Below are 26,941 nucleotides of genomic sequence, written 5' to 3' on the forward strand. Positions count from 1 at the left end.
AATCTCAATCGCGGCCTACAGGCCTTCGGCGTCGATGTCGATCAGCAGCAGGCGGCGGCCCTGGTCGATGAACTGTCCGGCGGTCATGCAGTACTGGTTGGAGGTGGCGTCGCGGTAGGTGTTGGACAGCGTCAGCCGGCGCTCTTCCCAGCCCTCGGCGAGCAGTTGGTAGAAGTAGGGGCGCCAGGACCAGTTGTGGCCGACGTAGCGCCGGTCCTCCTTCCAGAACAGGCCGTTCCATTCCAGGTTGGGCGAGATCTGCGTGCCGTGGCGGTCGCACTGGTAGACGCGCAGCAGGCGCGGGAAGCCGTCGGGCGTGGGCAGGCTGGCCAGGCGCGCGCCGCCCTCGGCCCAGGGGCGCAGGTTGGCGACCAGCTCGGCCAGTTGCTGGCGCAGTTGCACCAGCCGGGCGCGTTCGCTCAGCTTGCGCTGCACGTAGCGGTCGCGCCACTGGCCGAAGGCGTCGAGATAGGCGTCGCTGGCGGGGAAGTCCAGGGCCGGGCGGGCGAACAGGTAGCCCTGGACGAAGCGCGCGCCGCATTCCAGGGCGAAGTCCAGTTCCGCCTCGGTCTCCACGCCTTCGGCGATGATCCAGCAGCCGGTCTTCTCGGCCATCTGCGCCAGGGCCTTGACCACCTCGCCGCTGGGGCCGCCGCGGGCGGCCTGCTGGAACAGGCGCATGTCCAGCTTGAGGATGTCCGGTTGCAGCGCCAGCACGCGGTCGAGCTGGGAGTAGCCGGCGCCGAAATCGTCGATGGCGATGCGCGCGCCGGCGTCGCGGTAGCGCGCCACCACCTCGGGCAGGCGCTGGTTGCCGCCGCCCAGCTCGGTGATCTCGAAGACCACCCGGTGCGGGTCGACGCCGTGCTGTTGCAGTTGCTTGAGGCTGGGCAGCGGCTGGTTGGGGCGCAGCCGGCTGATCCAGCGCGGCGAGATGTTCAGGCTGAGGAACCAGTCCGCCGGCGCTTCCGGCAGGCGCGCCAGGGCGTCGTCGCGGATCTGCCGGTCGAGGCGGCGCAAGGTGGCCGGGGGAATCTTCGGATCGACGAACAGCGGGCCCACCGAGAGCAACTGGCCGTCGGCCTGGCGCATGCGGCCGAGGGCCTCGACCCCGGCGATGAGGCCGGTGGCGGTATCGATGAAGGGCTGGAAGCAGGCGATCGGTTGCCCGTCGATCAAGGGACACATCCTTAGTGGGAGGAAAAGGAAGGCGTTGCCGCCGGCCCGGGATTGCCTCCTAGCAAGAATGCAGCCAGGGCGCTCAGCCGCCCTGGTCCGCAGTCGGTTTCGCCGGTTTGCCCGCCGTCTGCCGCAGCTTGAGCAGCAGGGGCGCCAGCACCACGGCCAGGCGCAGCAGACGCACCAGGCCGCGTTTGCGACGCAGCATCAGGGCGGCCGCGGCTGCTGCGCCGCCGGCGGCCCACAGGGAGGCGCCGCCGCTAAACTGCTGGCGCACGCCCTGGCCCAGGTCGCGGGCCTGGCGCAGCGGCTGCAGGAGCTTCTCGCTTTCCTGGCGCAGTTGCTGGCGCTGGACTTCCAGGCGCAGGCGCAGCACCGCCTTGCGCAGTTCCCGCCGCGAGGGGCGGGGGGAGAGTTGCGGCAGTTCACTCATGGCAGCAGTTGCTCCCGGTCGCGGGCCAGTTCTTCCAGGGTGGCGCTGAACGGCGAGCTGTCGTCATCCACCAACTGGTACAGGCGCCAGGCGCACAGCCCGCCGCCCAGCGCATAGAAGGCGCACAGGCCGAGCACCGCGGCCAGCCGGTCGCTGTCCCAGAACAGCACCAGCACCAGCAGCGACAGGCCCAGTATCAGCAGCAGGGCGAACAGCAACGCCAGCCCGGCGAACAGCAGCAGCGCCAGGGTGCGGCTCTTCTGTTCCTGCAGTTCCAGGCCGAAGAGTTCGACATGGCCATGCAGCAGGCCCAGCAGTGCGGCGCCGAAGCGCCGCACGGAAGGGCCATGGTGTTGCGGGGCGTCCGTGGCGTCGCTCATCGGTCAGCGCCGTCCGACCAGCAGGCCGAGCAGGAAGCCGACGCCGGCAGCCACGCCCACGGCCTGCCAGGGATGTTCGCCGACGTAGTCCTCGGTGGCGTCCACCGCGGCGCGGCCCTGGTCGCGCACGGCGCTCTGCGCCGCATCGATGCGTTCGCGGGCCCGGCCCAGGCCGGAGCGCAGCTGCTCGCGCAGGGCGTCGGCTTCCTCGCCGGCCAGTTCTGCGGAGGTCTGCAGGAGTTTCTCGGTATCGGCCACCAGGGCCTGGAACTCGGCCAGCAGTTCGTCCTTGGTGGTATTCGCAGTGCTCTTGCGGGGCATTGTGAGGCTCCTTGTGTTTGCGAGGGGTTCACTGGTTTCTGAGCCCCGTGGCGTTGGGAAGTTTCCCATAAATCGCCGGCGAAGCGGCGATGCAGAGCAGGGCCCAGGCCCGTTCATTGAAGACCAGTCCGCGCCGCTTCGCCCGTTTCACGCATGGTATGCCGCTTGCAACGCCATGGTGCGTCATCCGGTGCGAGTGCCCCAGAGAGGGGCGTTCAGGGACGTCCGAAGACCGCCGGAAAATCCATTAACCATATGAAAGACAAAAGAAAAATCAAAAAAACAGAGGTGCCCCCGCGCATCCTCGTGTGCTGTGTGGAGCAGTGGGGTGGACCTTATCGGTGCGTCTGCGCTTCATGCTGGTGCGGCGCGCCGGGGCGATGAGCTGTTTTGGTGCTTTTTCGGTCTGATCCGGGGCTGCCTGATTCATGGAAAACCTCAACAGTGCCGTGGAAACCCTGATCCACGGTTCCAATACCCTGTTCATCCTGCTGGGCGCCGTGATGGTGCTGGCCATGCATGCCGGCTTCGCCTTCCTCGAGGTCGGCACGGTGCGCCTGAAGAACCAGGTCAACGCGCTGTCGAAGATTCTTTCGGACTTCGCCGTGTCCAGCCTGGCGTATTTCTTCATCGGCTACTGGATCGCCTACGGCGTGGATTTCCTCAAGCCGGCCAGCGAGCTGAGCGCGGAGAACGGCTACGCGCTGGTCAAGTTCTTCTTCCTGCTGACTTTCGCCGCCGCCATCCCCGCGATCATTTCCGGGGGCATCGCCGAGCGCGCCAGATTCGCCCCGCAGCTGTGCGCCACGGCGCTGATCGTGGCCTTCGTCTACCCCTTCTTCGAGGGCATGGCGTGGAACGGCAACCATGGCCTGCAGGCCTGGCTGGCGCTGAAGTTCGGCGCGCCTTTCCATGACTTCGCCGGCTCCGTCGTGGTGCACGCCTTCGGCGGCTGGCTGGCGCTGGCCGCGGTGCTGCTGCTGGGCCCGCGCAACGGCCGCTACCGCGAGGGCCGGCTGGTGGCCTTCGCGCCGTCGAACATCCCGTTCCTGGCCCTGGGCGCCTGGATCCTGGTGGTCGGCTGGTTCGGCTTCAACGTGATGAGCGCGCAGACCCTGGACCACGCCAGCGGCCTGGTGGCGGTGAACTCGTTGCTGGCCATGGTCGGCGGCACCATCGCCTCGTTGCTGGTGGGGCGCAACGACCCCGGCTTCCTGCACAACGGCCCGCTGGCCGGGCTGGTAGCAGTGTGCGCCGGTTCCGACCTGATGCACCCGGTGGGCGCCCTGGCCACCGGCCTTGTAGCCGGCGCGCTGTTCGTCTGGGTGTTCACCGCGGCGCAGACGCGCTGGAGGCTCGACGACGTACTCGGCGTGTGGCCGCTGCACGGCCTGTGCGGCGCCTGGGGCGGTATTGCCTGTGGCATCTTCGGTCAGCAGGCGCTGGGCGGTTTGGGCGGTGTGAGCCTGGCCAGCCAGGCGCTGGGCACCCTGCTGGGCGTGGTCATCGCCTTCGCCGGCGGGCTGCTGGTCTACGGTGGGATCAAGGCGGTGGTGGGCATCCGCCTGAGCCAGGAGGAGGAGTACTACGGCGCGGACCTGTCGATCCACAAGATCGGAGCGATCAATCACGATTGAATGCTGTCCGCGCCATCTGGGGCATCCGGCGTGGCTGGTGAGTCCGCTCCTACGAAAAGCACTTCGGCGCAGGACAAGACCATTGCTCGGAGATATGGTGTTTTCCGGGTGTTGGGGTTCAAGAGCGCCCTCTCCCCAACCCTCTCCCGCAAGCGGGAGAGGGGGCAGTCCGTGCCGAGAAAAGAATTGGCTCCAGCCGGACATCACCGAGGCTGCCGGCTAACGCCATAACATCAAGCCCTGCCCAACGGTTCCCTCTCCCTTCAGGGCGGGGCGCGCAGCCGAGGGTTAGGGAGAGGGGCGGAGTTGAACTCGTGCGCGGATGTCACCGGCCAGTTCGCGAGCAAGCTCGCTCCTACGAAAAAACAAATGCGCATTCGCTCTTGCTTTTGGACTTCCAGAGAAACCTCCGCGCACTCCGAAACGCCCCTTCAGCAGGCCGAGCGAAACCCGCGCTCAGGAGGTCATGCGACATGGATGTCGCGAGAGCCCCGATGGGCTACAGGGACGTACGCTCGGGGGGGGACGCCTAGTTCGGGCCTCCGTGGCGGGGGAGTTCGTGAGGGTAGCCCGGCTCCATCGGGCCCGTATGCGGGGCAAGCCTTTTTGGTTCCTTTTTGCGGGGGTGGCCTTCCACCGTTTGACAAAAGGGACTCGCCCGAGGGGGCGAAACAAGACGGTCGGGCAGACTCGGAGCGGCGCGCTACACCAAGCCCCCACGCCACTGGGTTATTCCCCTTCGGGCCAGCGCAAGCGCTGTTCGCGATGGAGCCGCGTCCCGCGTTCGCGGGAATGGCGGGGATGAGTTGGGCGCCACAGAGCAAACTCGTATAGCCCACATGAAAATGCCGTTTCCCCCAGGGAGAGAAACGACATTTTCATGAGTGGCCCAAATTACCACCAAGGCCACTGGCACCAGGCCGGAAGGCCACTACGCATGGCCCCCCAGCGGCTGTCCGCTACCAGAGCGGCATGGTGTAGCTGAGGATCAGACGGTTCTCGTCCGCAGCGTTGCTGGCCACAGAGTTCCGGCTGAAGTTGCTGCGAGTGGTCGCGTTACGCCATTTCACGCCGAAGCCCTTGAGCGCACCGTCCTGGAACACGTAGGCGATGTCGGTATCGCGTTCCCATTCCTTGCCTTCACCGCTGGTGGTCATCAGGTCGATGTTGTCGCCCTTGACGTAGCGGGTCATGAAGGTCAGGCCGGGGATGCCGATGCCGGCGAAGTTGTAGTCGTAGCGGGCCTGCCAGGACTTCTCGTCCTTGTTGGCGAAGTCGTTGATCTGTACGAAGTTCACCAGGTAGGGATCGGTGCCGTTGATGTAGGCGAAGCCGGTGTCGCCGCTCATCTTCTGGTAGCCGAGGCCGAAGGCGTGGTAGCCCAGGCTGTAGGTGAACATGGCGTTGAGCGCCTTGTTGTCGACATTGCTGGTGCCGTCGTCGTTGGACTTGGCCCAGCGCAGGTCGGTCTTCAGCGACTGGCCCTCGGTGATCGGCAGGACGTAGGTCGCGGTCAGGAAGTGCTGCTTGTAGAAGTCCTCCAGCTGGCCGTAGTGGTAACCGGTGCTGAAGTTCTTGGTCCAGGCGTAGGTGCCGCCGGCGAAGTCGAATTCGTTGGTGGTGGTGCCGGTGCGGAAGCTGATGTTCTTCTTGCCGCCGCCGGTGATGGTCATCTCCTGGTAGTCGGAGGAGTCACGCAGGTTGGTCTGGTTCAGGCGGCCGGCGTCGAAGGTCAGGCTGTCGAGCTGGGTGGAGTTGAAGGCGCCACCCAGGAACACCTGCGGCAGCAGGCGGCTGTCGTTGGGCATGATGACCGGCAGTTTCGGGATCAGGGTGCCGACCTTCAGGGTGTTCTTCTCGTAGCGCAGCTTGGCGGTCATGCCCAGCTTGCTGTAGTCGTCGGCGGCGTCGCCGCTGGCGGTCTTGGGCAGCAGGCCGGTGCCGGTGCGGTCCGCGCTGGAATCCAGCTTCAGGCCGAGCATGCCGATGGCGTCTACCCCCACGCCAATGGTGCCCTCGGTATAGCCGGACTCGTAGCGCAGGATGAAGCCCTGCGCCCACTCTTCGGCCTTGCTCTGCTGGGCCGGGGTGGAGGTGCGGAAATCGCGGTTGAAGTAGAAGTTGCGCAGTTCGACGCTGGCCTTGCTGTCCGAGATGAAGTCGGCGTGAGCCAGGGCGGGGATGATGCAGGTGGAACCCAGCGTGGCCATGGCCACGGCGCGGGCGATCGGAGTCTTGCTCATTGTTATTGTCTCCTCGAGCGCTTTGAGCAGTTCGGTGATGCCTGGACTACGCCGGCATGTCGATCTGTTACAGCCTGCCTACTAAATCATTACAGGCTTTTTCCGACTCTTAGACCTTAGTCGCTGTTCTCCGAGTTATCCCGCTGATTTGCCTGGAGTTGGCCTACCCCCTGTGCCCTGCACCAAAGGAGGGCCTTTCACTGGACCCAGCGCGGGTAGTAGCCGAGGCGGTCCTGTACCTGCGCGTCGTGGGCCGGGACCACGGTGATTTCCGGGTGCGCCAGGAGCATTTCGTGGACCTTCGCCAACTGCGCCAGGGTCTGCCCGCGGTCGCGGTCCACCAGGCGGCTGCTGACCCAGAACTTCTGCCGCGGGCCGGTGAAGCCTTCCAGGCGCCAACTGGTATCGCCGCTGAAGAAGAAGCGGCGGCCATCCTCCAGCGTGAGGAACAGGCCGACCGAGCCGGGCGTGTGGCCGGGCATCGGCACCAGTACCAGGCTGCCGTCGCCGAACAGGTCCAGGCTCTCGTCGAAGGCCAGGAAGGGCGTGGGCGAGAACGCGTAGGGCCGCCAGGGCGTCGCCGCGCTGAACTGGCTGGGGAACACCGCTGGCGGCGTGGCGATGTGGGCATAGTCGATCTCCGCATAGGGCGCCCACACCGGCACCTCGGGGAAGTCCACCAGCGCCGAGGCATGGTCCCAGTGGGTATGGGACAGGTAGATGCGGTCGATGCGGATGCCGCTGCCGGCCAGTTGCTCGCGCACCGGATGCACCTCGCCGAAACGGAACAGCGGCTTGTCCCACCAGGGCATGTCCTGGGCGAACTGCGCCTGCGCCTGGCTGCCCAGGCCGGTGTCGAACAGCAGCGTGGCCGCATGGTGCTGGATGAGCAGCGCTGTGTGGTTGACGCGCACCTTTCGCGTCCAGTCGCCGTCGGCCAGGGTCAGGGCGTCGAGGGTGGTGAGCCCGGAGGTACGCACCAGGGCGAAGCGTAGCCCGTCGGCGTGGCCGGGCAGGCTGGCCAACCCCAGCAGCAGGGCGAGGAAGCATCTGGCGAGGCGCATGTTCGGCATCCTTTTCGACGGCTCAGAGCGTGGGCAGGGGGAGGTAGCCGGGGAGGGCGCGGATGCGTTCCTGCCAGGCCTGCACGTGGGGGTAGGCAGTGGTGTCCAGGCCGCCTTCGGGGGCCAGGGCGACGTAGGGGTAGACCGCGATGTCGGCGATGCTCGGCCCGGCCGTACGGGCCAGCCAGGGTTGCCGCGATAGTTCTCCGTCGAGCAGTTCCAGGGCCTGGCGCGCCTTGGCCTGGGCCGCGCCGAGGTCGCCGGGGCGCTTGAACAACTGGATGACCCTCGCCTGCGCCGGCCCGTGCTGGATCTCGTTGGCGGCGAAGCTCAGCCAGTGGGCGATGCGCCCCTGGGGCTCGGCGTCCAGCGGGTACCAGGACGGCTCGGCATAGCGGCGCGCCAGGTAGACCAGGATGGCCTGGGAGTCGCCCAGGCCGAAATCGCCGTCCTCCAGGGCCGGCACCTGGCCGCGCGGGTTGATGGCGAGGAAGGCGGGGCGCTTGTGCACGCCGCTGCGCAGGTCGACGTTGACCAGTTCGGCGCTCTGGCCGATCAGGCTGAGGAACAGGCGGACCTTGTAGGCATTTCCGGAGAGCGGGATGTCGTGCAGTTTCATGGCGGTGTTCCTGCTGGGTGTTGTTGTGGGGAACGGCTCCGGCAAATATTAGACAGACAAGTCTGTATAGTTCAAGCTCGAAATACGGTCATCCCGTGCCCGCCGGTTCAAGAGCGCCGACGCCTCGCGCATAATGGCCGCCCAGGAGGTGCCCATGACGTCCAGCAAGGCTTCCAGCAAGCGCGAGCAGTTGCTCAATACCGCCCTCGAGCTGTTCTACCGCGAGGGCTACCACGCCACGGGCATCGACCGCATCCTGGCCGAGTCCGGGGTGGCCAAGATGACCCTGTACAAGCACTTCAAGTCCAAGGACGAGCTGATCATGGCCGCCCTGGAGGAACGCCATGCGCGCACCTTGCGGCGTTTCGGCGATGCGCCGCGGCGGGCGCCGCGCGAGGCCATCCTGGCGGTCTTCGACAACCTGCACGGCTACCTGCACGAGGACGGCTTCAGCGGTTGCGCCTTCATCCACGCGGCCGCCGAGTTCCATGACCGCGGGCACCCGATCCACCGCCAGGCCGCCGAGCACAAGGGCTTCGTCGAAGCGTTCTTCCGTCGCCAACTGGAGGCCCTCGGCGTGCACGAACCGGGCAAGCTGGCGCGGCAGCTGCAATATTTGCTGGAAGGGGTGCTGGTCATGGCGCACATGCACGGTCCGGCCGACCAGGCCCTGGAAGCGCGCGAGGTGGCGGAAACCTTGCTGCGCCAGGCCGGCCATTGACGGGGGAGGAGACGATGGGCCCTGAATGCCAACTGTTCGGAACCCTGGGCTGCCACCTGTGCGAGGTGGCGGAGGCGGTGCTGATGCCTTTCGTCGAGCACGGCCTGCTGGTGGAACTGGTCGACATCGCCGACCGCGAGGACTGGGTCGAGCGCTACGGCCTCAGCATCCCGGTGCTGCGTCGTTGCGACACGGGGGCGGAGCTGAACTGGCCGTTCGACGCCGAACAGGTAGCTGCTTTCTTGCGCTGCTGATTTTTCCTCCGACGTTTCTGCGTCTGGCGCTGCCCTGTGTCAGTCTTGCGCTGTCGTACCCTTTCGTTGGAGACAGCACTATGAAAATCGGATTCCTCGGCCTTGGCGGCATGGGCGCCGGCATGGCCGCGAACCTCATCCGCGGCGGCCACCAGGTGCACCTGTGGAACCGTTCGCCGGCGGCGCTGGAGCCATTGCTGGCCCTGGGCGGCCTGGCAGCGGCCGATCCGCTCGCGGCCTTCGATGCCGACGTGGTGATTTCCATGCTCGCCGACGACACCGCGACCCGCGCGGTGCTTCTCGACAGCGGTGCCCTGGACTCGGCGCGGCCGGGGCTGATCCACCTGAGCATGGCCACGCTGTCGGTGGCCCTGGTGGGCGAGCTGGCCGAGCGCCATCGCCAGCGCGACCTCGCCTTCATCGCCGCGCCGGTGTTCGGCCGCACCGACGTGGCCGCGGCTGGCAAGCTCAACATCCTCGCCGCCGGGCCCGCCGAGGCCATCGCCGAAGTGCAGCCGCTGCTGGACCTGATGGGGCAGAAGACCTGGCCGCTGGGCGACGATCCCCTGAGTGCGGCGGCGGTGAAGATCGCCGGCAACTTCATGATCGCCAGCGCCATCGAGGCCATGGGCGAGGCTTCGGCCCTGGCCAAGGGCTTCGGCGTGGAGCCCGCGCAGTTGCTGGACATCATGGGCAGCACTCTGTTCAACGCACCGGTGTACCGCAACTACGGCGCGCTGATCGCCGAGCAGCGCTATGAGCCGGCGGCGTTCCGCCTGGTGCTCGGCCTGAAGGACGTGAGCCTGGCCCTGGCGGCAGGGCAGAGCCGTCACGTGCCGCTGCCGTTCGCCAGCGTGCTGCGCGACAACCTGCTGGAAGCGGTGGCCCAGGGCGACGGCGAACGGGACTGGGCGGCGCTGGCGCAGGTGGCGATGCGCCGTTCGGGGCAGGCCTGAAGCCAGGCACTTGTAGGAGCGGAGTCCCTCCGCGATGGCATGAACGCCGGCCTTGCCGGCGGAATCGCGGATAAATCCGCTCCTACGCTCTCCCGGACAGCATGTAGGCGCGCGCCCAGTGCGTGATTCGCGGGTGGGGAAATGCCTGCCGGGAAAAATCGCAGGCAATAAAAAACCCGCCGGTTAAGGCGGGTTTTTCGGGATTTGGTCGGAGCGACTGGATTCGAACCAGCGACCTTCTCGTCCCGAACGAGACGCGCTACCAAGCTGCGCTACGCTCCGTTTGATGGCGCGCATTCTACCGAAAAACTTTTGATGCACAAGGGGTTAGCGAAAATTTTTTCAGAAATATTTTCCGCCCCCCGAAAAAGCCGACGCCCCGCGGGACTCTGAGTCCGGCGGGGCGCCCGGGTGCTGGCGGTCGGGGATCAGAGATCCTTGACGGTACGCACCTGGTCCTTGTTCACGCGTACGCGTTTGCCGTCCAGTTGTTCGAATTCATAGAAACCGGTGTCGTCGTCGTACTTGGGCGTGTCGACGGACTGGATCTCGCGGCCGTCGTTCAGGGTAATGACGCTGGGGCTGGAGCAGCCAGCGAGTGCGCCAAGGCCCAGGACGAGCAGGAAAGCTGGGAGCGCGCGATTGATCATTCGTATATCTCCTGTACGAATCGAAGTTTGTTCGGAGTTTCCGACTGGGAGAGTAGTGGCAAAGTTCCCGGTAAATTCTCGAAAGACAGAGTATCGGCTGTCTAGCCCGGGCCGTTCAGCAGTTCGGGGGAGTTCAGGTTGGCCAGGCGGGGGTCCCCCTTGGCGCAGGCCACGGGACGCGCGCCCAGGGGCAGCAGGACCTGGCGCGGGCTGCGCTCGCCGCGTTGCCAGGCGGCTTCCAGCTGCGGCGCCAGGGCCTTGGGCAGGATGCAGAACAGCGGTTCCCAATGGTCGCCGTCGTGCAGCATGTGCGGCGCCTGTGGTTGCGCCGCGGCGGCCTGGCGCAGGCGTTCGATGAGCTCTTCGTCGAACAGCGGGGCGTCGCAGGGCAGCACCAGCAGCCAGGGGTGGCGGGCGGCCTGCAGGCCGGCGCGGATGCCGGCGAGCGGGCCGGGGTAGTCCGGGGTGTCGTCGTGCACCAGTTGGTCGGCGTAGGCCCGGTAGATGTCGGCGTTGCGGTTGCAGGAGATGATCAGGTCGTCGCTCAGCGGGCGCACGCGTTCGTGCAGGTAGCTGATCAAGGGCCGCCCGCGCCATTCCAGCAGGCCCTTGTCGCGTCCCCCCATGCGTTGGCCGCGCCCCCCGGCGAGCAGCAGGACGGAACAGGGCGGCAGGGTGGCGTCAGGCATGGCGAGGTCTCCGGAACGGGCCTGTGATATAACACCGGCATCCCCGTCTCTCAAGCAAGGACACCGTCCATGAGCCATTTGGCCACGCCCGAATTCGTGCCGCTGAACATCGCCGTGCTCACCGTCAGCGACACCCGCACGCTGGAGACCGACACCTCCGGCCAACTGTTCGTCGACCGCCTCACCGCCGCCGGGCACAACCTGGCCGCGCGGGTGCTGCTGAAGGACGACCTCTATCGCATCCGCGCCCAGGTCGCCGCCTGGATCGCCGAGGAGCAGGTGCAGGTGGTGCTGGTCACCGGCGGCACTGGCTTCACCGGCCGCGACAGCACCCCGGAGGCGGTCACCTGCCTGCTGGACAAGCTGGTGGACGGCTTCGGCGAGCTGTTCCGGCAGATCTCGGTGGCCGACATCGGCACCTCCACCGTGCAGTCCCGCGCCCTGGCCGGGCTGGCCAACGGCACCCTGGTGTGCTGCCTGCCGGGTTCCACCAACGCCTGCCGCACCGCCTGGGACGGCATCCTCGCCGAGCAACTGGACGCCCGCCACCGCCCGTGCAACTTCGTGCCGCACCTGAAGCAGGCCGCGCCCTGCGAGAGCCGCGGATGAGCGGCTGCGACAAGCCCGGCCTGCTGCCGGTCGAGGAGGCCCTGGCGCGGCTGATGGCGCTGGCGGCGCAGGCGCCGATTTCGGAAGTCGAACAGGTCCCCCTGAGCGAGGCCGAGGGCCGCGTGCTGGCCGCGCCGTTGCTGGCCGGCCTGGACCTGCCGCCCTGGGACAACAGCGCCATGGACGGCTACGCGCTGCGCCTGGCCGACTGGCAGGGCGAGCCGCTGCTGGTGAGCCAGAAGATTTTCGCCGGCATCGCCCCCGAGCCGCTGCAACCCGGCACTTGCGCACGCATCTTCACCGGCGCGCCGGTGCCCCATGGCGCGGATTGCGTGGAGATGCAGGAAAACGTCGAGGTGCTGGCGGACGGCCGCGTGCGCTTCCGCGAAGCGCTGCGCTTCGGCCAGCACATCCGCCCGCAGGGCCAGGAGACCCGCCAGGGCGACCAGGTGCTGCCGGCCGGCACGCGCCTGGGCGCCATCGAGCTTGGCCTGGCCGCCTCGCTCGGCCAGGCCGTGCTGAACGTGCGGCGCAAGCCGCGGGTGGCGCTGCTGTCCACCGGCGACGAGCTGGTGGAGCCGGGCCAGCCGCTGCGCACCGGGCAGATCTATAACAGCAACCGCGCCCTGCTGAAGGCCTGGCTGCTGCGTTCCGGCTGCGAGGTGCGGGATGCCGGCATCCTCCCCGACGACCTGGCGAAGACCCGCGAAGTGCTTGGCTCGCTGGGCGGCGCCGACCTGATCCTGACCACCGGCGGCGTCTCCGTGGGCGAGGCCGACTTCCTCGGCGCGGCCCTGCGCGAGGCCGGCGAGCTGGCGCTGTGGAAGCTGGCGATCAAACCGGGCAAGCCGCTGACCGTGGGCCGCTACCAGGGGACTCCGGTGATCGGCCTGCCGGGCAACCCGGCCTCCACCCTGGTCACCTTCGCCCTGCTGGCGCGTCCCTACCTGCAGCGCCGCCTGGGCGTGGACGAGGTGACGCCGCTACGCTTCGAGGTGCCCGCCGGCTTCGCCTGGAAGCACGCCGGCAACCGCCGCGAATACCTGCGCGCGCGGCTGGAGAACGGCCGTGCGCTGATCTACCCGAACCAGAGCTCCGGCGTGCTGCGCAGCGCCGCCTGGGCCGACGGCCTGGTGGAAGTGCGCGAGGGGCGGACGCTGGAAGAGGGCGAGACGGTGCCCTTCATTCCCCTGAGCGAAGTGCTGTTGTAGGGCGAATAACCGTTCGCGGTTATCCGCCGACACACCGAGGCCATGGCCAACGCCAAGGTCAACCCCGGAGCCGCCGGGCACCGAGGCCAAACGGCGGATAACGCCAGGCCCGACCGTGACGTAGGGCGAATAACCGTTCGCGGTTATCCGCCGATACACCGGGGCCACAACCAACGCCAAGGTCAACCCCGGAGCCGCCGGGAATCAAGGCCAAACGGCGGATAACGCCGTAGGCGTTATTCGCCCTACGCTCCGGGAGAGACCGCTCACCCCGCCGCCGGCCGATGGCGCTGGCGGTATTCCCCGGGCGTCTCCCCGGTCCAGCCCTTGAAGCTGCGGTGGAAGGAGCGCGATTCGGTGAAACCCAGGTACTGGGCGATGTCCTGGATCTGCAGGTCGCTGTGCAGCAGGTAGTGCTCGGCCAGCTCCTGGCGCAGGGTGTCGAGGATCTGCTGGTAGCTGGTGCCGGCCTGCTGCAGGTGGCGCTGCAGGGTGCGCACGGTCATGTCGAAGCGCTCGGCGACGCGCTCCTTGCGCGGCAGGCCGTCCTTCATCAGCAGGCGCAGGGCGTTCTTCACCCGTAGCGGCAGCGGTTCGTCGTCGTCCAGTTCGGCCATCATGGCCAGGGCGTGTTCTTCCAGGGTGCGCAGCAGGTTGGCGTCGGCCTGGCGCAGCGGGAAGGCCAGCAGGGGCAGCGGCACCAACAGGGCGCTGCAGGGTTTCTCGAAGCGCACCGGGCAGCCGAACAGCCGCTCGTACTCGGCCAGCTCGGTGCCGGCCGGCTGCGGGTGCTCGAACCGGACTTCCTCGGGCGAGCCCTCGAAATCGGCGATCCAGCGCGCGTAGAGCAGCCACGAGGCCAGCACGTTCTCCACCATGTGGCGGCGGATCTCGGCGGCCTGGTGGCGGCAGTTCCAGACCAGGCGCACGTGGCCGTCGCCCGGTTCGACGCGGCTCACGCCCATGTCCCCCACCAGCTTCTCGTAGGGAATGATGCGGTTCATCGCCTCGCCCAGGGTGGCGCAGTTCATGGTGATGTAGCCGAGCACGCTCCACGAGCCCGGCTGCACGAAGCGCGCGGCGTGCAGGCCGAACAGCGGATCATTGGCGTGTTCGCAGAAATACCCCAGCAGGCGTTCGTGGGCTTCGCTGGGCAGGCGCTGGCTGTTGTCGGCCAGCTGCGCGCGGGTGAGGTCGGCGGCCCGCAGGGCGGCGTCGACGTCCAGGCCGAGGTGCTCGGCCTGGCGCAGGTACTTGAGCAGGGCGGGTACGGAGGTATAGCCGAGGGCGTGCATGGTGCGCTCTTGTTCTGGTGGCTCTATTGGCGACTGGCGCTGGCCCGATCCGACAGTGACAGGCCCGGGCGGCCGACTAGTATAGGCAGCCATTGCGAGCGACCGGAACAGGAGCACGGCAGGCATGCGACGCTGGAATGGCTGGGGTGAGGAAAGCACTTCGATGGAACTGCCCGGCTCGGGCCGGACCTTTCTCGCCGAGCAGATAGGCCCCGGCCTCGCACTGCCCGATGCCAGCCTCGACGCCGTGCTGGCCAAGGTGCCGGCCTCGCGCCTGGCCGAGCACCCGCTGCTGCTGCGCGAACCCATGGACCGCCTGTTGCACGCCCGCGGCCAGAGCCTGCCGGACTGGCTGGCCATGCGCGAGGGCGAGTTCGGCCGCTTCCCCGACGGCGTGGCCTACCCGCAGAGCGCCGAGCAGATCCGCGAACTGCTGCGCTACGCCGAGCGCACCGATTGCCTGCTGATCCCCTACGGCGGTGGCACCTCGGTGGCCGGGCACATCAACCCGCCGGCCTCCGACAAGCCGGTGCTGACCGTTTCCCTGGCGCACATGAACCGCCTGCTGGAGCTGGACGAGGAAAGCCTGGTGGCCACCTTCGGCCCCGGCGCCAACGGCCCGCAGGTGGAAAGCCAGCTGCGCGCCCGCGGCTACACCCTTGGCCACTTCCCGCAGTCCTGGGAGCTGTCGACCCTCGGCGGCTGGGTGGCCAGTCGCTCCAGCGGCCAGCAGTCGCTGCGCTACGGACGCATCGAGCAACTGTTCGCCGGCGGCACCCTGGAGACCTTCGCCGGGCCGCTGGAAATCCCCACCTTCCCGGCATCCTCCGCCGGCCCCGACCTGCGCGAGCTGGTGCTGGGCTCGGAGGGCCGCTTCGGCGTCATCTCCTCGGTCAAGGTGCGCGTCTCGCGGCTGGCCGAGCAGGAGCGCTTCTACGTGGTCTTCCTGCCGTCCTGGGAACAGGGCCTGGCGGCCATCCGCAGCCTGGCCCAGGCGCGGGTGCAGCTGTCCATGCTGCGCCTGTCCAACGCGGTGGAAACCCGCACCCAGCTGACCCTGGCCGGCCATCCCGGGCAGATCGCCTGGCTGGAGCGCTACCTGAAGTGGCGCGGGGCGGGCGAGGGCAAGTGCATGCTGACCTTCGGCGTCACCGGCAGCCGCGCGCAGAACGCCGCCTCGCTGAAGCTCGCGCGGCGCCACCTGAAGGGCTTCGGCGGGGTGTTCACCGGCACCCTGCTGGGGCGCAAGTGGGAAGCCAGCCGATTCCGCTCGCCCTACCTGCGCGAGACGCTCTGGCAGGCCGGCTACGTGGTGGACACCCTGGAAACCGCCACCGACTGGAGCAACGTCGACAACCTGATGCAGCGCATCGAGGCCAGCCTGGGCGACGGCCTGGCGGCGGAGGGCGAGCGGGTGCACGTGTTCAGCCACCTGTCCCACGTCTATGGCGAAGGCTCCAGCATCTACACCACCTACGTGTTCCGCCCCGCGCCCAGCTATGCCGCCACCCATGAGCGCTGGCGCCGGCTCAAGCAGGCCGCCAGCCGGACGATTGTCGAGAACCGCGGCACCATCAGCCACCAGCACGGCGTGGGCCGCGACCACGCGCCGTACCTGGCGCTGGAGAAGGGCGAACTGGGCATGGCCACCCTGCGCGCCCTGGCCGGCCATTTCGACCCCGCGGGCCGGCTCAACCCCGGCACCCTGCTGCAGGACTGACGCCATGTGGAACGCCGCCTGGCGTCGGCAGGCGCTGGCCGAACTGGCCGGGCGCGACTGGGACCTGATCGTGGTCGGCGGCGGCATCACCGGCGCCGGTATCCTCCGCGAGGCCGCGCGGCGCGGCTGGCGCTGCCTGCTGCTGGAGCAGCGCGACTTCGCCTGGGGCACCTCCAGCCGTTCCTCGAAGATGGTCCACGGCGGCCTGCGCTACATCGCCAAGGGCCAGTTCGGCCTGACCCGCGACTCGGTGCGCGAGCGCCAGCGCCTGCTCGGCGAGGCGTCGGGGCTGGTGGAGCCGTTGAGCTTCATCATGCCGCACTACCGCGGCGGCTTCCCCGGGCCGAAGGTGTTCGGCGGCCTGCTGGCCGTGTACGACGCCCTGGCCGGCAAGCGCAACCACCTCTACTACCCGCTGCAGCAACTGCGCTACCTGGCGCCGGGGCTGAAGGAGGACGGCCTGCTGGGCGGCACGCGCTTCGCCGATGCGGTGGTGGACGACGCCCGCCTGGTCATGCGCGTGCTGGACGAGGCCCGCGCCGACGGCGGCGAGGCGCTCAACAGCCTGCGCGTGCTGGAACTGAGCCGGGAAGGCGGCCGGGTGACCGGCCTGCTGGCCGAGGACCGGGAAAGCGGCGAGCGCTTCGCCTTGCGCGCCGGCGTGGTGGCCCTGGCCACCGGCGCCTGGGCCGATGGCCTGCGCCGCAGGGAAGGCGACGAGCACATCCGCCCCCTGCGTGGCAGCCACCTGCTGCTGCCGGCCTGGCGCCTGCCGGTGGCCCACGCCTTCAGCTTCATGCACGCGGCGGACCGGCGCCCGGTGTTCGTCTTTCCCTGGGAAGGCGCCAGCGTGGTCGGCACCACCGACCTGGACCATGGCGACGGCCTGGACAGCGATGCCTGCATCAGCGAGGAGGAAGTCGACTACCTGCTGGCCGCCTGCGCGCAGCAGTTCCCCGCCGCGTGCATCGGCCGGGCCGATATCCGTTCGACCTGGGCCGGCGTGCGTCCGGTGGTCAGCAGCGGCGCGGCGCAGAAGAAACCCTCGGACGAAAAGCGCGAGCACGCCCTGTGGCAGGAGCCCGGCTGCGTGACCCTGGCCGGCGGCAAGCTGACCACCTTCCGCCTGCTGGCCCTGGAAGTGCTGCAGGCCTGCGCGCCCATGCTCGGCAAGACGCTGGAGGATAGCGGCTCAGCAATTTTTGCCGCAGTGCCCGAGGTCGACCTGCCCGGCCTGGGCCCGCAGCAGCGGCGGCGCCTGGCCGGCCGCCACGGGCGCAACCTGCCGCACCTGGCGAGGTTGCTGGCGGAAATCGGCAACGGGCGAGTGGGCGACAGCGACTGCCTGTGGGTCGAACTGGCCTGGGCCGCCGAAGGCGAGCTGGTGCTGCACCTGGACGACCTGCTGCTGCGCCGCACGCGCCTGGGCCTGCTGCTGGAGAACGGCGGCGCCGCCGAACTGCCGGCCATCCGCGCGCTGTGCCAGGCGCGCCTGGGCTGGGACGATGGGCGCTGGAACGAAGAAGAACGCGCCTACCTGGAGCTTTGGCGGCGCTGTTATAGCTTGCCGGGGGGAGAGTGATGGGTATCGCAGGCTCAACCCATCCTACGTGGAGCCCGTGCCATCGGCGCGGCGATACCTATCACCGGCAAGGCCCCCTGACGAGAAGGATCGCACCTTGAGCGAACAGAGCTACCTGCTGGCCATCGACAACGGCACCCAGAGCGTGCGCGCGCTGCTCTTCGACCTCGCCGGCAACCTGGTGGGCAAGGGCAAGGTCGAGCTGGAGGCCTACTATTCCAGCCAGCCCGGCTGGGCCGAGCAGGACCCGGAGTATTACTGGGCCAAGCTCGGCGAGGCCTGCCAGTTGCTCTGGGCGCAGAGCGGCATCGACCGCAGCCTGATCCGCGGCGTGTCGCTGACCACCCAGCGCGGCACCGTGATCCACGTCGATGGGCAGGGCAAGCCGCTGCGTCCGGCGATCCTCTGGCTGGACCAGCGCCGCGCCGAGGTCGAGGGCCGCATCGAGGGGCCCTGGGGCTGGCTGTTCAAGCTGGCCGGTGCCGAAGGCGCGGTGGATTACTTCCGCAGCCAGGCCGAGGTCAACTGGGTCGCTCAGCAGCAGCCGGAGTTGCACGCGGCCACGCACAAGGTGCTGCTGTTGTCCGGCTTCCTCACCCATCGCCTGTGCGGGCGCTTCGTCGACTCCCTGGCGTGCAGCGTGGCCTACCTGCCGTTCGACTACAAACGCCTGAAGTGGGCTGCCCCGCGGGACTGGAAATGGCAGGCGGTGAAGGTGCGCCAGGAGCAGTTGCCGGAGCTGTTCAAGCCCGGCGCGAAGCTCGGCGCGATCAGCGCCGAGGCCAGCCGCCACACCGGCATCCCCGAGGGCCTGCCGCTGATCGCCGCCGGCGCCGACAAGGCCTGCGAGGTGCTCGGCGCCGGGGCCATCGAACCCAGCGTGGCCTGCCTGTCCTACGGCACCACCGCGACCATCAACACCACCCGTGCGCGCTACCTGGAAACCATCCCGCTGATCCCGCCGTACCCGGCGGCGATTCCCGATCACTTCAACACCGAAGTCATGATCTACCGCGGCTTCTGGATGGTCAGCTGGTTCAAGCGCGAGTTCGGCCTGCGCGAGATGCAGCGCGCCGCCGAGCTGGGTGTGGAGCCGGAGAAACTGTTCGACGAACTGGTCGAGCAGGTGCCGCCCGGCTCCATGGGCCTGATGCTGCAACCCTACTGGACGCCGGGCATCCGCGAACCCGGCCTGGAAGCCAAGGGCGCGGTGATCGGCTTCGGCGACGTGCACACCCGCGCGCACCTCTACCGCGCCATCCTCGAAGGCCTGGCCTATGCGCTGCGCCAGGGCAAGGAGCGCATCGAGAAGCGCTCCGGCACCCGCATCGAGCGCCTGCGCGTGGCCGGCGGCGGCTCGCAGAGCGATGCGGCCATGCAGCTGACCGCCGACATCTTCGGCCTGCCAGCGGAGCGCCCGCATGTCTACGAGGCCTCCGGCCTGGGCGCGGCCATCGACTGCGCGGTGGGGCTGGGGCTGTTCCCGGACTTCGCCGCCGCCATCGCCGCCATGACCCGCGTCGGCCAGGTGTTCCAGCCGCGCCCGCAGGCGCAGCGCACCTACGAGCGGCTGTACCGCGAGGTCTACCAGCGCATGTACCGGCAACTGAAGCCGCTGTACCGGAGCATCCGCGAAATCACCGGCTACCCGGCCTGAACTTCGCGCCCCGGTTCGATGGTCCATAGTGAATGGATTTCGAGGAGGGGAGAGGGACCATGGCGAAACCCGAAGCGATGCTCATCCTGCACGGCAAGCAGGCGGCCAACGATGAGGTGCGCGCGGCGGTGCTGGCGCGCCGCGAGGCCGGCTGGCGGCTGGACGTGCGCGTCACCTGGGAGGAGGGCGATGCCGAGCGCCTGGTCGGCGAGGCCCTGGCGGCCGGCTACCCGACGCTGGTCGCCGGCGGCGGCGACGGCACCGCGCGGGCCGTGGCCGAGGCGCTGTACCGCGCTGACGCCGAGGCCAGCCTGGCGCTGCTGCCGCTGGGCACGGCCAACGACTTCGCCCGCGCCGCCGGCATCCCGCTGGAGCCGGCCGCGGCGCTGGGCCTGCTGGAGGAAGCGGCGCGGCCCATCGATCTGGGCGAAGTGGAGGGACGCATCTTCCTCAACATGGCCACCGGCGGCTTCGGTTCCACGGTCACGGCCAACACCTCCGAAGACCTGAAGAAGGCCCTGGGCGGCGCGGCCTACCTGCTGACCGGGATCAGCCGCTTCTCCGAGGTGCACTCGGCCGAAGGCCACTTCCGCGGCCCGGGCTTCGACTGGCAGGGCGAATTCCTCGCCCTGGGCATCGGCAACGGCCGCCAGGCCGGCGGCGGGCATCCGCTGTGCGCCCAGGCGCTGGCCGACGACGGCCTGCTCGACGTCAGCATCCTGCCGGCGCCGGGCGACATGCTGTCCGCCCTGGGCAGCCTGCTCGGCAGCGGCGGCGGACTGCAGGAACTGTTCGTCCGCGCGCGCCTGCCGTGGCTCGAACTGGAGGCCGGCGAGGGCCTGGCGATCAACCTCGATGGCGAGCCCCTTCAGGCCAGCCGGGCGCGTTTCGAGGTGCGTCCGGCAGCGCTGCGCCTGCATCTGCCGGCGGACTCGCCGCTGCTCGGCGGCTGATCGCCGGGGCTGGCCCGGAACGGGCTTCTGAGGCATGATGGCGTTACGCCAGTATTTCGTCGCCGGAATTCTGGCCGATACAGCGACACGCTATTCATCCCGATTTCAGGAGCCCCCATGGCCGGCATTCTCGACAGCGTCGATCAACGCACCCGACTGGTGGGGCAGAACCGCCTGGAGATCCTGGTGTTCCGCCTGGCCGGCCGGCAGCAGTTCGCGATCAACGTGTTCAAGGTCCAGGAGGTGCTGCAACTGCCGCGCCTGACGCTGATCCCGCAGCGCCACCCGATGATCTGCGGGGTGATCAACCTGCGCGGCCAGACCCTGCCGGTGATCGACCTGTCCCACGCCATCGGCATGCGCCCGCTGCGCCCCGAGGAGCGCAGCACCATCATCGTCACCGAGTACAACCGCTCGGTGCAGGCCTTCCTGGTCGGTGGCGTGGAGCGCATCCTCAACCTCAACTGGGAGGCGGTGCAGCCGCCGCCCGGCGGGGCCGGGCGCCAGCACTACCTGACCGCCATCACCCGCATCGACGAGCGCCTGGTGGAAATCATCGACGTGGAGAAGGTGCTGGCCGAGATCGTGCCGATGAACACCCGCGTCTCCGCCGAGCGCCTGGACGACGACCTGCTGGCGCAGACCAGCGGCCGCGAGGTGCTGGTGGTGGACGACTCCAGCGTCGCCGTCAACCAGCTGCGCGACACCCTTGGCCAGCTCGGCCTGAAGCTGCACGTGGCCACCGACGGCCTGCGCGCGCTGCGCCAACTGCAGGCCTGGGCCAACGCCGGCGAGGACATGGACGAGAAGCTGCTGATGGTCTTCACCGACGCCGAGATGCCGGAGATGGACGGCTACCGCCTGACCACCGAGATCCGCAACGACCCGCGCCTGGCCGGGCTCTACGTGGTGCTGCATACCTCGCTGTCGGGCAGCTTCAACGATGCCATGGTGCGCAAGGTGGGCTGCGACGACTTCCTCTCCAAGTTCCAGCCGGACCTGCTGGTGGACGTGATCCGCCGGCGCCTGGAGAGGTTGCCGGCCTGAGCCGTGACCGCCCGGCACGGCTGGGTGGTTCGGCGTCAACCTGTCTTACGGGTCGCGCCGAGGTGCTCTTCGTAGGATGGGTTGAGCCTGCGAAATCCATGCTGCCACGGTGATGGGTATCGCTTCGCTCAACCCATCCTACGGTGAAATACCATGCCTCCCGTGTAGAGCGGGCCCTGCCCGCGATTTCGCGCGCAGGGCGCGCTCCTACATTGGAATGGCGCGGGTGGGGCGGCGTAGGATCTCATCCGCGAATCGCGCCGGAACCGCCGGCCATCGCTCCTACGGGGAGGCGCCATGCCTCACGGCGGATTGTAGGCGGATCCTATCCGCGAATCGCGCCGACAGGTCCGCGATGCCCGATTGCGAGGCGCCGGCCCGCCCCGTATAACGGCTTCTTTGCCGCATCAAGGAAGCCGCCAGCATGATCACCCTCAGCGCCCTCTACCGTTACCCGCTCAAGTCCGGGCAGTTCGAGCCCCTGGAGCGCATCGGGCTGGACGCCCTCGGCCTGCAGGGCGACCGTCGCTGGATGGCGGTGGAGGCTTCCAGTGGGCGCTTCCTCACCCAGCGCCTGCTGCCGCAGTTGGGCCGCATCGAGGCGCGCTGGCAGGACGGCGGCAAGGCCCTGCGCCTGCGCGCGCCGGGCATGGAGGACCTGCTGGTGGCGGTGCCCGGCGTGGACGAGTCGCTGCGTGGCGTGACCATCTGGCGCGACAGCCTGCAGGTGCCGGATGCCGGCGAGGCCGCGGCGGACTGGCTGAGCCGCTTCCTCGGCCGCCCGTGCCGGCTGGTGGAGATTCCCGAGCAGCGCGCGCGGCAGGTGGACACCGCCTATGCCGAGCCGGGCGAGAAGGTGCATTTCGCCGATGGCTTCCCGCTGCTGCTGATGAGCCAGGCTTCGGTGGACGACCTGGCCGCGCGCGTCGGCCATCCCCTGGAGATGCTGCGCTTCCGCCCCAACCTGGTGCTGGAGGGCAGCGCGCCCTATGCCGAGGACGGCTGGAAGCGCATCCGCATCGGCGACGTCGAATTCCGCGTGGCCAAGCCCTGCGGCCGCTGCATCCTCACCACCATCGACCCGCACACCGGCGAGCGCGACCCCAACCGCGAACCCCTGGCGACGCTGCTCAAGTACCGCCAGGTGGACGGCGAGGCGCTGCTGGGGCAGAACCTGCTCCCCCTCGGCCGCGGCGAACTGCGCGTGGGCATGCCGGTGGAAATCCTGGAGTGATCCAGCTCCCGCGGATGCGCATCCGCCCGCACCTGTAGGAGCGGGCCCTGCCCGCGATTTCGCGCGCAGGGCGCGCTCCTACAGAAGAGCGGCGAGGAGCGGATCTCATCCGCGAATTGCGCCGGAATGTCCAGCTATCGCGGACCAGGTCTGCTCCTACCCACGCCGGCAAACCACCCCGTAGGATGGTGTTGAGCGAAGCGATACCCATCACCGCAACCGCATGGGTTTCGCAAGCTCAACCCATCCTACGAAGAGCATCTCGGCGCGGCCGGCAAGACAGTTGCTCCTACATTCTTCGGTAGACACAACCCTAGGATGGGTGGAGCGAAGCGATACCCATCGCCACGATTCTGGAAGGCGCTCCGGCCCGCGCTAGAAGTGCGCGGATGCGAAGGTCAGGCGGCGGATAACCGCGAACGGTTATCCGCCCTACGCCAAGCGTGCGGGAGGGGCGATCAAAGCTCGTCGAAGAAGCGCTCGTGCCAGTCCACCAGCGGCTGCGGCACGCCGATCTTCTGGCCGTAGATGACCGCGTAGGACAGCACGTTCTGCACGTATTGGCGGGTTTCGTCGAAGGGGATGCTCTCCACCCAGACGTCGAAGGACAGGTGGCGGGCGTCCTTCAGCCACTGGCGTACGCGGCCGGGGCCGGCGTTGTAGGCGGCGGTGGCGAGCACGCGGTTGCCGTTGAACTGGCCCTGCACCTGGCTGAGGTAGGCGGCGCCGAGGCGGATGTTGAGGTCCGGCACTATCAGCTGCTGCGGCCCGGCCAGGGGAATGCCGAACTTTTTCGAGGTTTCCTTGGCGGTGGCCGGCATCAGTTGCATCAGGCCGGTGGCGCCGACTCCGGAGCGCGCATCGGACATGAAGGCGCTTTCCTGGCGGGTGATGGCGAACACCCAGCTGGGGTGCAGGTCGCGGTTGCGCGCTTCGCGCAGCAGGCTGTCGCGGTGCGCCACCGGGAAGCGGATGTCGAGGTCGTCCCAGTACTGCGCCTGGCTGATGGCGCGGATGGCCGGGAAGTACCACTGCATGTCGTAGGCCATGCGGGCCTGGGCCAGCAGTTCGTCGCGGTTGAACACCCGCGCGGCGTAGTACCACTCGCGGCGAGCGCTGATCACGTCGCCGCGGGCGTAGAACTCCAGGGCGCGACGGGTGCTGGCGGCGTTGCGCACACGCTGCATCACCTGCGGGCTGATGCTCACCGGGCGGTTGTTCAACTGGTAGGGCGCGTTGATCCGGTCGGCGGCGAGGAAGCCGTAGAAGTCGCGCTCGCGCGCCAGCGGCTGGTACAGCGCCATGGCCTGCGGGTTCTGCGGCTGGGCCAGTTGCAGGGTGCGCGCCTGCCAGTAGCGCCAGCGGTTGGTCTCGGCGAGGTCCTTGGGCAGCTGGCGCGTCAACTGGTAGGCGTCTTCCCAGCGGCCCAGGCGCATCAGCAGGCGCAGGCGCCATTCGCTGACGGTGTTGTCGCGCAGCTCGGGATCGTAGCGGGTCATCAGCGGCAGGGCGCGCGGGTCGTAGCGGCGCGCCAGGCCCAGGCCGATCTGCCGGGCGATGTTGACCTTCTCCTCGCCGGTGAACGGCAGGCTGCTCTCGTAGCCATCGAGCAGGCCCAGGGCGCGTTCCGGGTCCTGCTTGGCCAGGCGCCGCAGGCCCAGGCCGACCACGTCGGCCATGGCGTGGGTGCGCAGGCTGAAGCGTTCGGTCTGGCTCAGCTGGGCGGGGTTCTGCGCCACCTTGACCATCAGCTCGCCGAGGCTGCCGAGGGTCGGCAGGCGCTTGGCGAGGGTGGTGGCCAGGCCGTAGTTGCCTTTCTCGGCCGCCAGCTTCAGGCGCCTCCAGACCATGTCTTCGGTGAGTTGGCCGTCGGTCTGCCAGAGGTCGAACAGGGTGTCGCAGGCGTCGGGTTGCGATTTGCCCACCAGCCACAGCTTCTGCGCGGTCTCGTAGCCGGCGGCTTTCTGCCCGTGGGTGAGCTGGTACTGGCCGTACAGGCAGTCCAGCTCGGTGAAGTTCATCTTCGGGTCGTAGTAGTTGAGGAAGGTCTTCCAGTCCTGGCGGTCGGCCAGCTGGCGCAGCCAGCGCAGCTTCAGCCAGTTGATCTGCGGCAGGTCGCCGTGTTCGGTGAGGAAGCCTTCGATCTCGGCGTCGCTGGCGCTTTTCAGACGGTTGGTCAGGTCGTCGTAGCCCAGGTAGGGTTCCAGCGGATAATCCGCCAGGGCCTGGCGGTAGCGCAGGTAGGGGCCGTTGTCGTTGCGCGCCAGGGCGGCCTTGGCCTCGTCGTACATCTGCCGCTGTTGCTGCAGCGGGGCAGCGTGCGCCGGCGCGGCGCTGGTCAGGGTGAGGATCAGGCAGGAGAACAATAGTGAAAGGCGACCGCGCATGACTCTTCCGCAAAGTGATTCGTGGCGCGGTCTGGCCGGCGCCGATAGGCACAAGCTTAGCCTGTTGCGACGCGATGGCGGAAGCGTTGCGGCGGTACCGTCGGGCACAAAAGATGACAGCCGCGGCGCTCCTGCAAGGCTCTGACTTTTTTCGAGTTTCCCTTACACTGCGGCCCCAGTTTCCGGAGATGCCCCATGACCCTGCTGAAGTTCACCGATGTATCCCTCGCCTTTGGCACCACGCCGCTCCTGGACAAGGTGTCCTGGCAGATCGAGAAGGGCGAGCGGGTCTGCATCATCGGTCGCAACGGCACCGGCAAGTCGAGCATGCTCAAGCTGGTCAAGGGCGAGCAGATGCCCGACGACGGCGACATCTGGCGCGCCCCGGCGCTGAAGATCGGCGAGCTGCCGCAGGAGCTGCCGGTGGCCGACGAGCGCACGGTCTACGATGTGGTCGCCGAGGGCCTGGCCGAGGTCGGCGAGCTGCTCAGCCGCTACCACCACCTGAGCCTGCACATCCAGGGCGAGGACGACCTGACCCAGTTGGCGCGCGTCCAGCAGGCCCTGGAGGCCCGCGACGGCTGGCGCCTGCAGCAACTGGTGGAAACCACCCTGACGCGCCTGCAACTGCCGGCCGACAAGACCCTCGCCGAGCTTTCCGGTGGCTGGCGCCGCCGCGTGCTGCTGGCCCAGGCGCTGGTCGCCGAGCCGGATCTGCTGCTGCTGGACGAGCCGACCAACCACCTGGACATCGGCGCCATCGCCTGGCTGGAAGAGGCGCTGTCCGGCTTCCCCGGCGCGGTGCTGTTCATCACCCACGACCGCGCCTTCCTGCAGGCCGTGGCCAACCGAATCCTCGAACTGGACCGCGGCCACCTGATCGACTGGAAGGGCGACTACGCCAGCTTCCTGGTGCACAAGGAGCAGCAACTGGCGGCGGAAGAGGCTGCCAACGCGCTGTTCGACAAGCGCCTGGCCCAGGAGGAAGTGTGGATCCGCCAGGGCATCAAGGCCCGGCGCACCCGCAACGAGGGCCGCGTGCGCGCGCTCAAGGCCATGCGCAACGAGCGCGCCGAGCGCCGCGAGCGCACCGGCAAGGCCAGCTTCCAGATGGAGACGGCGGAGAAGTCCGGCAAGCAGGTGATAGTCGCCGAGAAGGTCGGTTTCGCCCACCCTGGCGGCGAGCCGCTGATCCGCGATTTCTCCCTGGTGCTGCAGCGCGGCGACCGCATCGGCCTGCTGGGCGCCAACGGCACCGGCAAGACCACCCTGCTCAAGCTGCTGCTGGGCGACCTGCAGCCGACTTCCGGCAGCATCAAGGAAGGCACGCGCCTGGAAGTGGCCTATTTCGACCAGTTGCGTCACCAGCTGGAGCCGGAAAAGACCGTCATCGACAACATCGCCGAAGGCCGCGAATTCATCACCATCAACGGCCAGAATCGCCACGTGCTGAGCTACCTGGGCGACTTCCTGTTCTCCCCGCAGCGCGCCCGCACGCCGGTCAAGGCGCTGTCCGGCGGCGAACGGGCACGGCTGTTGCTGGCCAAGCTGTTCAGCAAGCCGGCCAACCTGCTGGTGCTGGACGAACCGACCAACGACCTGGACGTGGAAACCCTGGAGCTGCTGGAAGAGGTGCTGCTGGGCTTCGACGGCACCGTGCTGATGGTCAGCCACGACCGCGCTTTCCTCGACAACGTGGTGACCAGCACCCTGGTGTTCGAAGGCGAGGGCCGCGTGCGCGAGTTCGTCGGCGGCTACCAGGACTGGCTGCGCCAGGGCGGTTCGCCGCGCCTGCTGGGCGTGGGCGAGGAGAAGGCGGCGAAACCCGAGCCGGCCCCGCAGGCAGCTGCGGCACCGGCCGCGGCGCCGGAGGCGGCGAAGAAGAAGCTCAGCTACAAGCTGCAGCGCGAACTGGAGGCCATTCCCGGGCAGATCGACGCCCTGGAGGCCGAACTGGCCGGCGTGCAGGAAGAAATCTCGGCGCCCAGCTTCTACCAGCGCCCGGCGGAGGAGACCCGCGTGGTGCTGGAGCGTCTGGACAGCCTGCAGGCCGAGCTGGACCGGCTGATCGAGCGCTGGGCCGAACTGGAAGAATGACCC

24 protein-coding genes and 1 tRNA gene are annotated in these 26,941 nt (G+C 68.5%); 13 read left to right on the forward strand and 12 right to left on the reverse strand.

What is annotated here, in order from left to right; all coding sequences use genetic code 11:
• Positions 1 to 15: 15 nt before the first annotated feature.
• The 4 genes from PcP3B5_RS09245 to PcP3B5_RS09260 form a co-directional block, all read right to left on the reverse strand.
• On the reverse strand, positions 16 to 1,179 hold the full coding sequence (locus PcP3B5_RS09245) for an EAL domain-containing protein (RefSeq protein ID WP_024128783.1): 1,164 nt from the start codon (positions 1,177 to 1,179) through the stop codon (positions 16 to 18).
• An 82-nt stretch (positions 1,180 to 1,261) separates the two neighbouring features.
• Positions 1,262 to 1,612 (reverse strand): hypothetical protein, encoded by a 351-nt coding sequence (locus tag PcP3B5_RS09250; RefSeq protein WP_043319073.1) that lies wholly within the window; start codon positions 1,610 to 1,612, stop codon positions 1,262 to 1,264.
• Positions 1,609 to 1,992 (reverse strand): phage holin family protein, encoded by a 384-nt coding sequence (locus PcP3B5_RS09255; protein ID WP_009621313.1) that lies wholly within the window; start codon positions 1,990 to 1,992, stop codon positions 1,609 to 1,611. The genes PcP3B5_RS09250 and PcP3B5_RS09255 overlap by 4 nt, the downstream gene beginning before the upstream one ends.
• Positions 1,993 to 1,995: 3 nt before the next feature.
• Positions 1,996 to 2,313: an ElaB/YgaM/YqjD family protein gene (locus tag PcP3B5_RS09260; protein ID WP_009621315.1), complete on the reverse strand. Its 318-nt coding sequence runs from the start codon at positions 2,311 to 2,313 to the stop codon at positions 1,996 to 1,998.
• A gap of 428 nt (positions 2,314 to 2,741) precedes the next feature.
• Here PcP3B5_RS09260 and PcP3B5_RS09265 point away from each other — a divergent pair, with 428 nt between their 5' ends.
• The gene (locus PcP3B5_RS09265; RefSeq protein ID WP_061561085.1) at positions 2,742 to 3,950 is read left to right on the forward strand and encodes an ammonium transporter; all 1,209 of its coding nucleotides are present in this window, start codon (positions 2,742 to 2,744) and stop codon (positions 3,948 to 3,950) included.
• 959 nt (positions 3,951 to 4,909) lie between these two features.
• Here PcP3B5_RS09265 and PcP3B5_RS09270 read toward each other — a convergent pair.
• The 3 genes from PcP3B5_RS09270 to PcP3B5_RS09280 all read right to left on the reverse strand — a co-directional run bounded on the left by PcP3B5_RS09270 (position 4,910) and on the right by PcP3B5_RS09280 (position 7,876).
• A complete protein-coding gene (locus PcP3B5_RS09270) occupies positions 4,910 to 6,193 on the reverse strand; it encodes an OprD family porin (RefSeq protein ID WP_061561086.1) in 1,284 nt (427 codons plus the stop codon).
• Between the two features lie 197 nt (positions 6,194 to 6,390).
• The gene (locus PcP3B5_RS09275; protein ID WP_145923868.1) at positions 6,391 to 7,257 is read right to left on the reverse strand and encodes an MBL fold metallo-hydrolase; all 867 of its coding nucleotides are present in this window, start codon (positions 7,255 to 7,257) and stop codon (positions 6,391 to 6,393) included.
• 22 nt (positions 7,258 to 7,279) lie between these two features.
• The gene (locus PcP3B5_RS09280) at positions 7,280 to 7,876 is read right to left on the reverse strand and encodes a glutathione S-transferase family protein (protein WP_043319065.1); all 597 of its coding nucleotides are present in this window, start codon (positions 7,874 to 7,876) and stop codon (positions 7,280 to 7,282) included.
• A gap of 154 nt (positions 7,877 to 8,030) precedes the next feature.
• Between PcP3B5_RS09280 and PcP3B5_RS09285 the strand changes: the two genes are divergently transcribed.
• From PcP3B5_RS09285 to PcP3B5_RS09295, 3 genes are all read left to right on the forward strand, one after another.
• Complete coding sequence (locus PcP3B5_RS09285; RefSeq protein ID WP_061563229.1) at positions 8,031 to 8,597, forward strand: TetR/AcrR family transcriptional regulator; 567 nt, start codon at positions 8,031 to 8,033, stop codon at positions 8,595 to 8,597.
• Positions 8,598 to 8,611: 14 nt separating this feature from the next.
• Complete coding sequence (locus PcP3B5_RS09290; protein ID WP_009621323.1) at positions 8,612 to 8,851, forward strand: glutaredoxin family protein; 240 nt, start codon at positions 8,612 to 8,614, stop codon at positions 8,849 to 8,851.
• 80 nt (positions 8,852 to 8,931) lie between these two features.
• Entirely contained in the window at positions 8,932 to 9,807 is an 876-nt protein-coding gene (locus PcP3B5_RS09295) for an NAD(P)-dependent oxidoreductase (RefSeq protein ID WP_061561088.1), read from the forward strand.
• A gap of 205 nt (positions 9,808 to 10,012) precedes the next feature.
• On the opposite strand, the gene PcP3B5_RS09300 is transcribed toward PcP3B5_RS09295, so the two are convergent.
• The 3 genes from PcP3B5_RS09300 to mobA form a co-directional block, all read right to left on the reverse strand.
• Positions 10,013 to 10,089, reverse strand: a tRNA-Pro gene (locus PcP3B5_RS09300).
• Between the two features lie 146 nt (positions 10,090 to 10,235).
• Positions 10,236 to 10,457 carry a YgdI/YgdR family lipoprotein gene (locus PcP3B5_RS09305; RefSeq protein WP_009621327.1) on the reverse strand — a complete coding sequence of 74 codons (222 nt, stop codon included), beginning with the start codon at positions 10,455 to 10,457 and terminating at the stop codon, positions 10,236 to 10,238.
• Between the two features lie 101 nt (positions 10,458 to 10,558).
• Positions 10,559 to 11,146, reverse strand: a complete 588-nt coding sequence (mobA, locus tag PcP3B5_RS09310; RefSeq protein ID WP_009621328.1) for a molybdenum cofactor guanylyltransferase MobA — start codon at positions 11,144 to 11,146, stop codon at positions 10,559 to 10,561.
• 69 nt (positions 11,147 to 11,215) lie between these two features.
• On the opposite strand from mobA, the gene moaB reads away from it, so the two are divergent.
• On the forward strand, positions 11,216 to 11,755 hold the full coding sequence (moaB, locus tag PcP3B5_RS09315) for a molybdenum cofactor biosynthesis protein B (protein ID WP_009621330.1): 540 nt from the start codon (positions 11,216 to 11,218) through the stop codon (positions 11,753 to 11,755).
• Positions 11,752 to 12,966: a molybdopterin molybdotransferase MoeA gene (locus PcP3B5_RS09320; protein ID WP_061561089.1), complete on the forward strand. Its 1,215-nt coding sequence runs from the start codon at positions 11,752 to 11,754 to the stop codon at positions 12,964 to 12,966. Before moaB ends, PcP3B5_RS09320 begins: the two co-directional genes overlap by 4 nt.
• Before the next feature lie 266 nt (positions 12,967 to 13,232).
• Here PcP3B5_RS09320 and gliR read toward each other — a convergent pair whose 3' ends face one another.
• Complete coding sequence (gene gliR / locus PcP3B5_RS09325) at positions 13,233 to 14,261, reverse strand: AraC family transcriptional regulator GliR (RefSeq protein ID WP_061561090.1); 1,029 nt, start codon at positions 14,259 to 14,261, stop codon at positions 13,233 to 13,235.
• A gap of 124 nt (positions 14,262 to 14,385) precedes the next feature.
• Here gliR and PcP3B5_RS09330 point away from each other — a divergent pair, with 124 nt between their 5' ends.
• From PcP3B5_RS09330 to PcP3B5_RS09355, 6 genes are all read left to right on the forward strand, one after another.
• The gene (locus PcP3B5_RS09330; RefSeq protein WP_061561091.1) at positions 14,386 to 15,981 is read left to right on the forward strand and encodes an FAD-binding oxidoreductase; all 1,596 of its coding nucleotides are present in this window, start codon (positions 14,386 to 14,388) and stop codon (positions 15,979 to 15,981) included.
• A 4-nt stretch (positions 15,982 to 15,985) separates the two neighbouring features.
• Positions 15,986 to 17,563 (forward strand): glycerol-3-phosphate dehydrogenase/oxidase, encoded by a 1,578-nt coding sequence (locus PcP3B5_RS09335; protein WP_061561092.1) that lies wholly within the window; start codon positions 15,986 to 15,988, stop codon positions 17,561 to 17,563.
• 97 nt (positions 17,564 to 17,660) lie between these two features.
• On the forward strand, positions 17,661 to 19,220 hold the full coding sequence (locus PcP3B5_RS09340; RefSeq protein ID WP_061561093.1) for an FGGY-family carbohydrate kinase: 1,560 nt from the start codon (positions 17,661 to 17,663) through the stop codon (positions 19,218 to 19,220).
• Positions 19,221 to 19,279: 59 nt separating this feature from the next.
• A complete protein-coding gene (gene yegS, locus PcP3B5_RS09345; RefSeq protein WP_061561094.1) occupies positions 19,280 to 20,173 on the forward strand; it encodes a lipid kinase YegS in 894 nt (297 codons plus the stop codon).
• A 117-nt stretch (positions 20,174 to 20,290) separates the two neighbouring features.
• Positions 20,291 to 21,220, forward strand: coding sequence for a chemotaxis protein CheV (locus PcP3B5_RS09350; protein WP_058490681.1), 930 nt, complete (start codon positions 20,291 to 20,293; stop codon positions 21,218 to 21,220).
• A gap of 424 nt (positions 21,221 to 21,644) precedes the next feature.
• Complete coding sequence (locus PcP3B5_RS09355; RefSeq protein WP_061561095.1) at positions 21,645 to 22,454, forward strand: MOSC domain-containing protein; 810 nt, start codon at positions 21,645 to 21,647, stop codon at positions 22,452 to 22,454.
• A gap of 458 nt (positions 22,455 to 22,912) precedes the next feature.
• Here the strand turns inward: PcP3B5_RS09355 and PcP3B5_RS09360 are convergent, their stop codons facing one another.
• Positions 22,913 to 24,841: a transglycosylase SLT domain-containing protein gene (locus PcP3B5_RS09360; RefSeq protein WP_058488911.1), complete on the reverse strand. Its 1,929-nt coding sequence runs from the start codon at positions 24,839 to 24,841 to the stop codon at positions 22,913 to 22,915.
• A 195-nt stretch (positions 24,842 to 25,036) separates the two neighbouring features.
• On the opposite strand from PcP3B5_RS09360, the gene PcP3B5_RS09365 reads away from it, so the two are divergent.
• Positions 25,037 to 26,938, forward strand: a complete 1,902-nt coding sequence (locus tag PcP3B5_RS09365; RefSeq protein WP_061561096.1) for an ATP-binding cassette domain-containing protein — start codon at positions 25,037 to 25,039, stop codon at positions 26,936 to 26,938.
• Positions 26,939 to 26,941 lie beyond the last annotated feature (3 nt).

It is taken from the genome of Pseudomonas citronellolis, from assembly GCF_001586155.1.
Classification (GTDB): Bacteria; Pseudomonadota; Gammaproteobacteria; order Pseudomonadales; family Pseudomonadaceae; genus Pseudomonas; species Pseudomonas citronellolis.

Coding starts and splice junctions, on each gene's coding strand:
- PcP3B5_RS09270 (WP_061561086.1), bottom strand. CDS start 6,193: ATGAGCAAGACTCCGATCGCCCGCGCCGTGGCCATGGCCACGCTGGGT.
- PcP3B5_RS09305 (WP_009621327.1), bottom strand. CDS start 10,457: ATGATCAATCGCGCGCTCCCAGCTTTCCTGCTCGTCCTGGGCCTTGGC.
- PcP3B5_RS09260 (WP_009621315.1), bottom strand. CDS start 2,313: ATGCCCCGCAAGAGCACTGCGAATACCACCAAGGACGAACTGCTGGCC.
- PcP3B5_RS09290 (WP_009621323.1), top strand. CDS start 8,612: ATGGGCCCTGAATGCCAACTGTTCGGAACCCTGGGCTGCCACCTGTGC.
- PcP3B5_RS09275 (WP_145923868.1), bottom strand. CDS start 7,257: ATGCGCCTCGCCAGATGCTTCCTCGCCCTGCTGCTGGGGTTGGCCAGC.
- moaB (WP_009621330.1), top strand. CDS start 11,216: ATGAGCCATTTGGCCACGCCCGAATTCGTGCCGCTGAACATCGCCGTG.
- PcP3B5_RS09350 (WP_058490681.1), top strand. CDS start 20,291: ATGGCCGGCATTCTCGACAGCGTCGATCAACGCACCCGACTGGTGGGG.
- PcP3B5_RS09365 (WP_061561096.1), top strand. CDS start 25,037: ATGACCCTGCTGAAGTTCACCGATGTATCCCTCGCCTTTGGCACCACG.
- PcP3B5_RS09335 (WP_061561092.1), top strand. CDS start 15,986: ATGTGGAACGCCGCCTGGCGTCGGCAGGCGCTGGCCGAACTGGCCGGG.
- PcP3B5_RS09330 (WP_061561091.1), top strand. CDS start 14,386: ATGCGACGCTGGAATGGCTGGGGTGAGGAAAGCACTTCGATGGAACTG.
- PcP3B5_RS09255 (WP_009621313.1), bottom strand. CDS start 1,992: ATGAGCGACGCCACGGACGCCCCGCAACACCATGGCCCTTCCGTGCGG.
- PcP3B5_RS09360 (WP_058488911.1), bottom strand. CDS start 24,841: ATGCGCGGTCGCCTTTCACTATTGTTCTCCTGCCTGATCCTCACCCTG.
- PcP3B5_RS09295 (WP_061561088.1), top strand. CDS start 8,932: ATGAAAATCGGATTCCTCGGCCTTGGCGGCATGGGCGCCGGCATGGCC.
- mobA (WP_009621328.1), bottom strand. CDS start 11,146: ATGCCTGACGCCACCCTGCCGCCCTGTTCCGTCCTGCTGCTCGCCGGG.
- PcP3B5_RS09320 (WP_061561089.1), top strand. CDS start 11,752: ATGAGCGGCTGCGACAAGCCCGGCCTGCTGCCGGTCGAGGAGGCCCTG.
- PcP3B5_RS09355 (WP_061561095.1), top strand. CDS start 21,645: ATGATCACCCTCAGCGCCCTCTACCGTTACCCGCTCAAGTCCGGGCAG.
- PcP3B5_RS09250 (WP_043319073.1), bottom strand. CDS start 1,612: ATGAGTGAACTGCCGCAACTCTCCCCCCGCCCCTCGCGGCGGGAACTG.
- PcP3B5_RS09280 (WP_043319065.1), bottom strand. CDS start 7,876: ATGAAACTGCACGACATCCCGCTCTCCGGAAATGCCTACAAGGTCCGC.
- PcP3B5_RS09265 (WP_061561085.1), top strand. CDS start 2,742: ATGGAAAACCTCAACAGTGCCGTGGAAACCCTGATCCACGGTTCCAAT.
- gliR (WP_061561090.1), bottom strand. CDS start 14,261: ATGCACGCCCTCGGCTATACCTCCGTACCCGCCCTGCTCAAGTACCTG.
- yegS (WP_061561094.1), top strand. CDS start 19,280: ATGGCGAAACCCGAAGCGATGCTCATCCTGCACGGCAAGCAGGCGGCC.
- PcP3B5_RS09285 (WP_061563229.1), top strand. CDS start 8,031: ATGACGTCCAGCAAGGCTTCCAGCAAGCGCGAGCAGTTGCTCAATACC.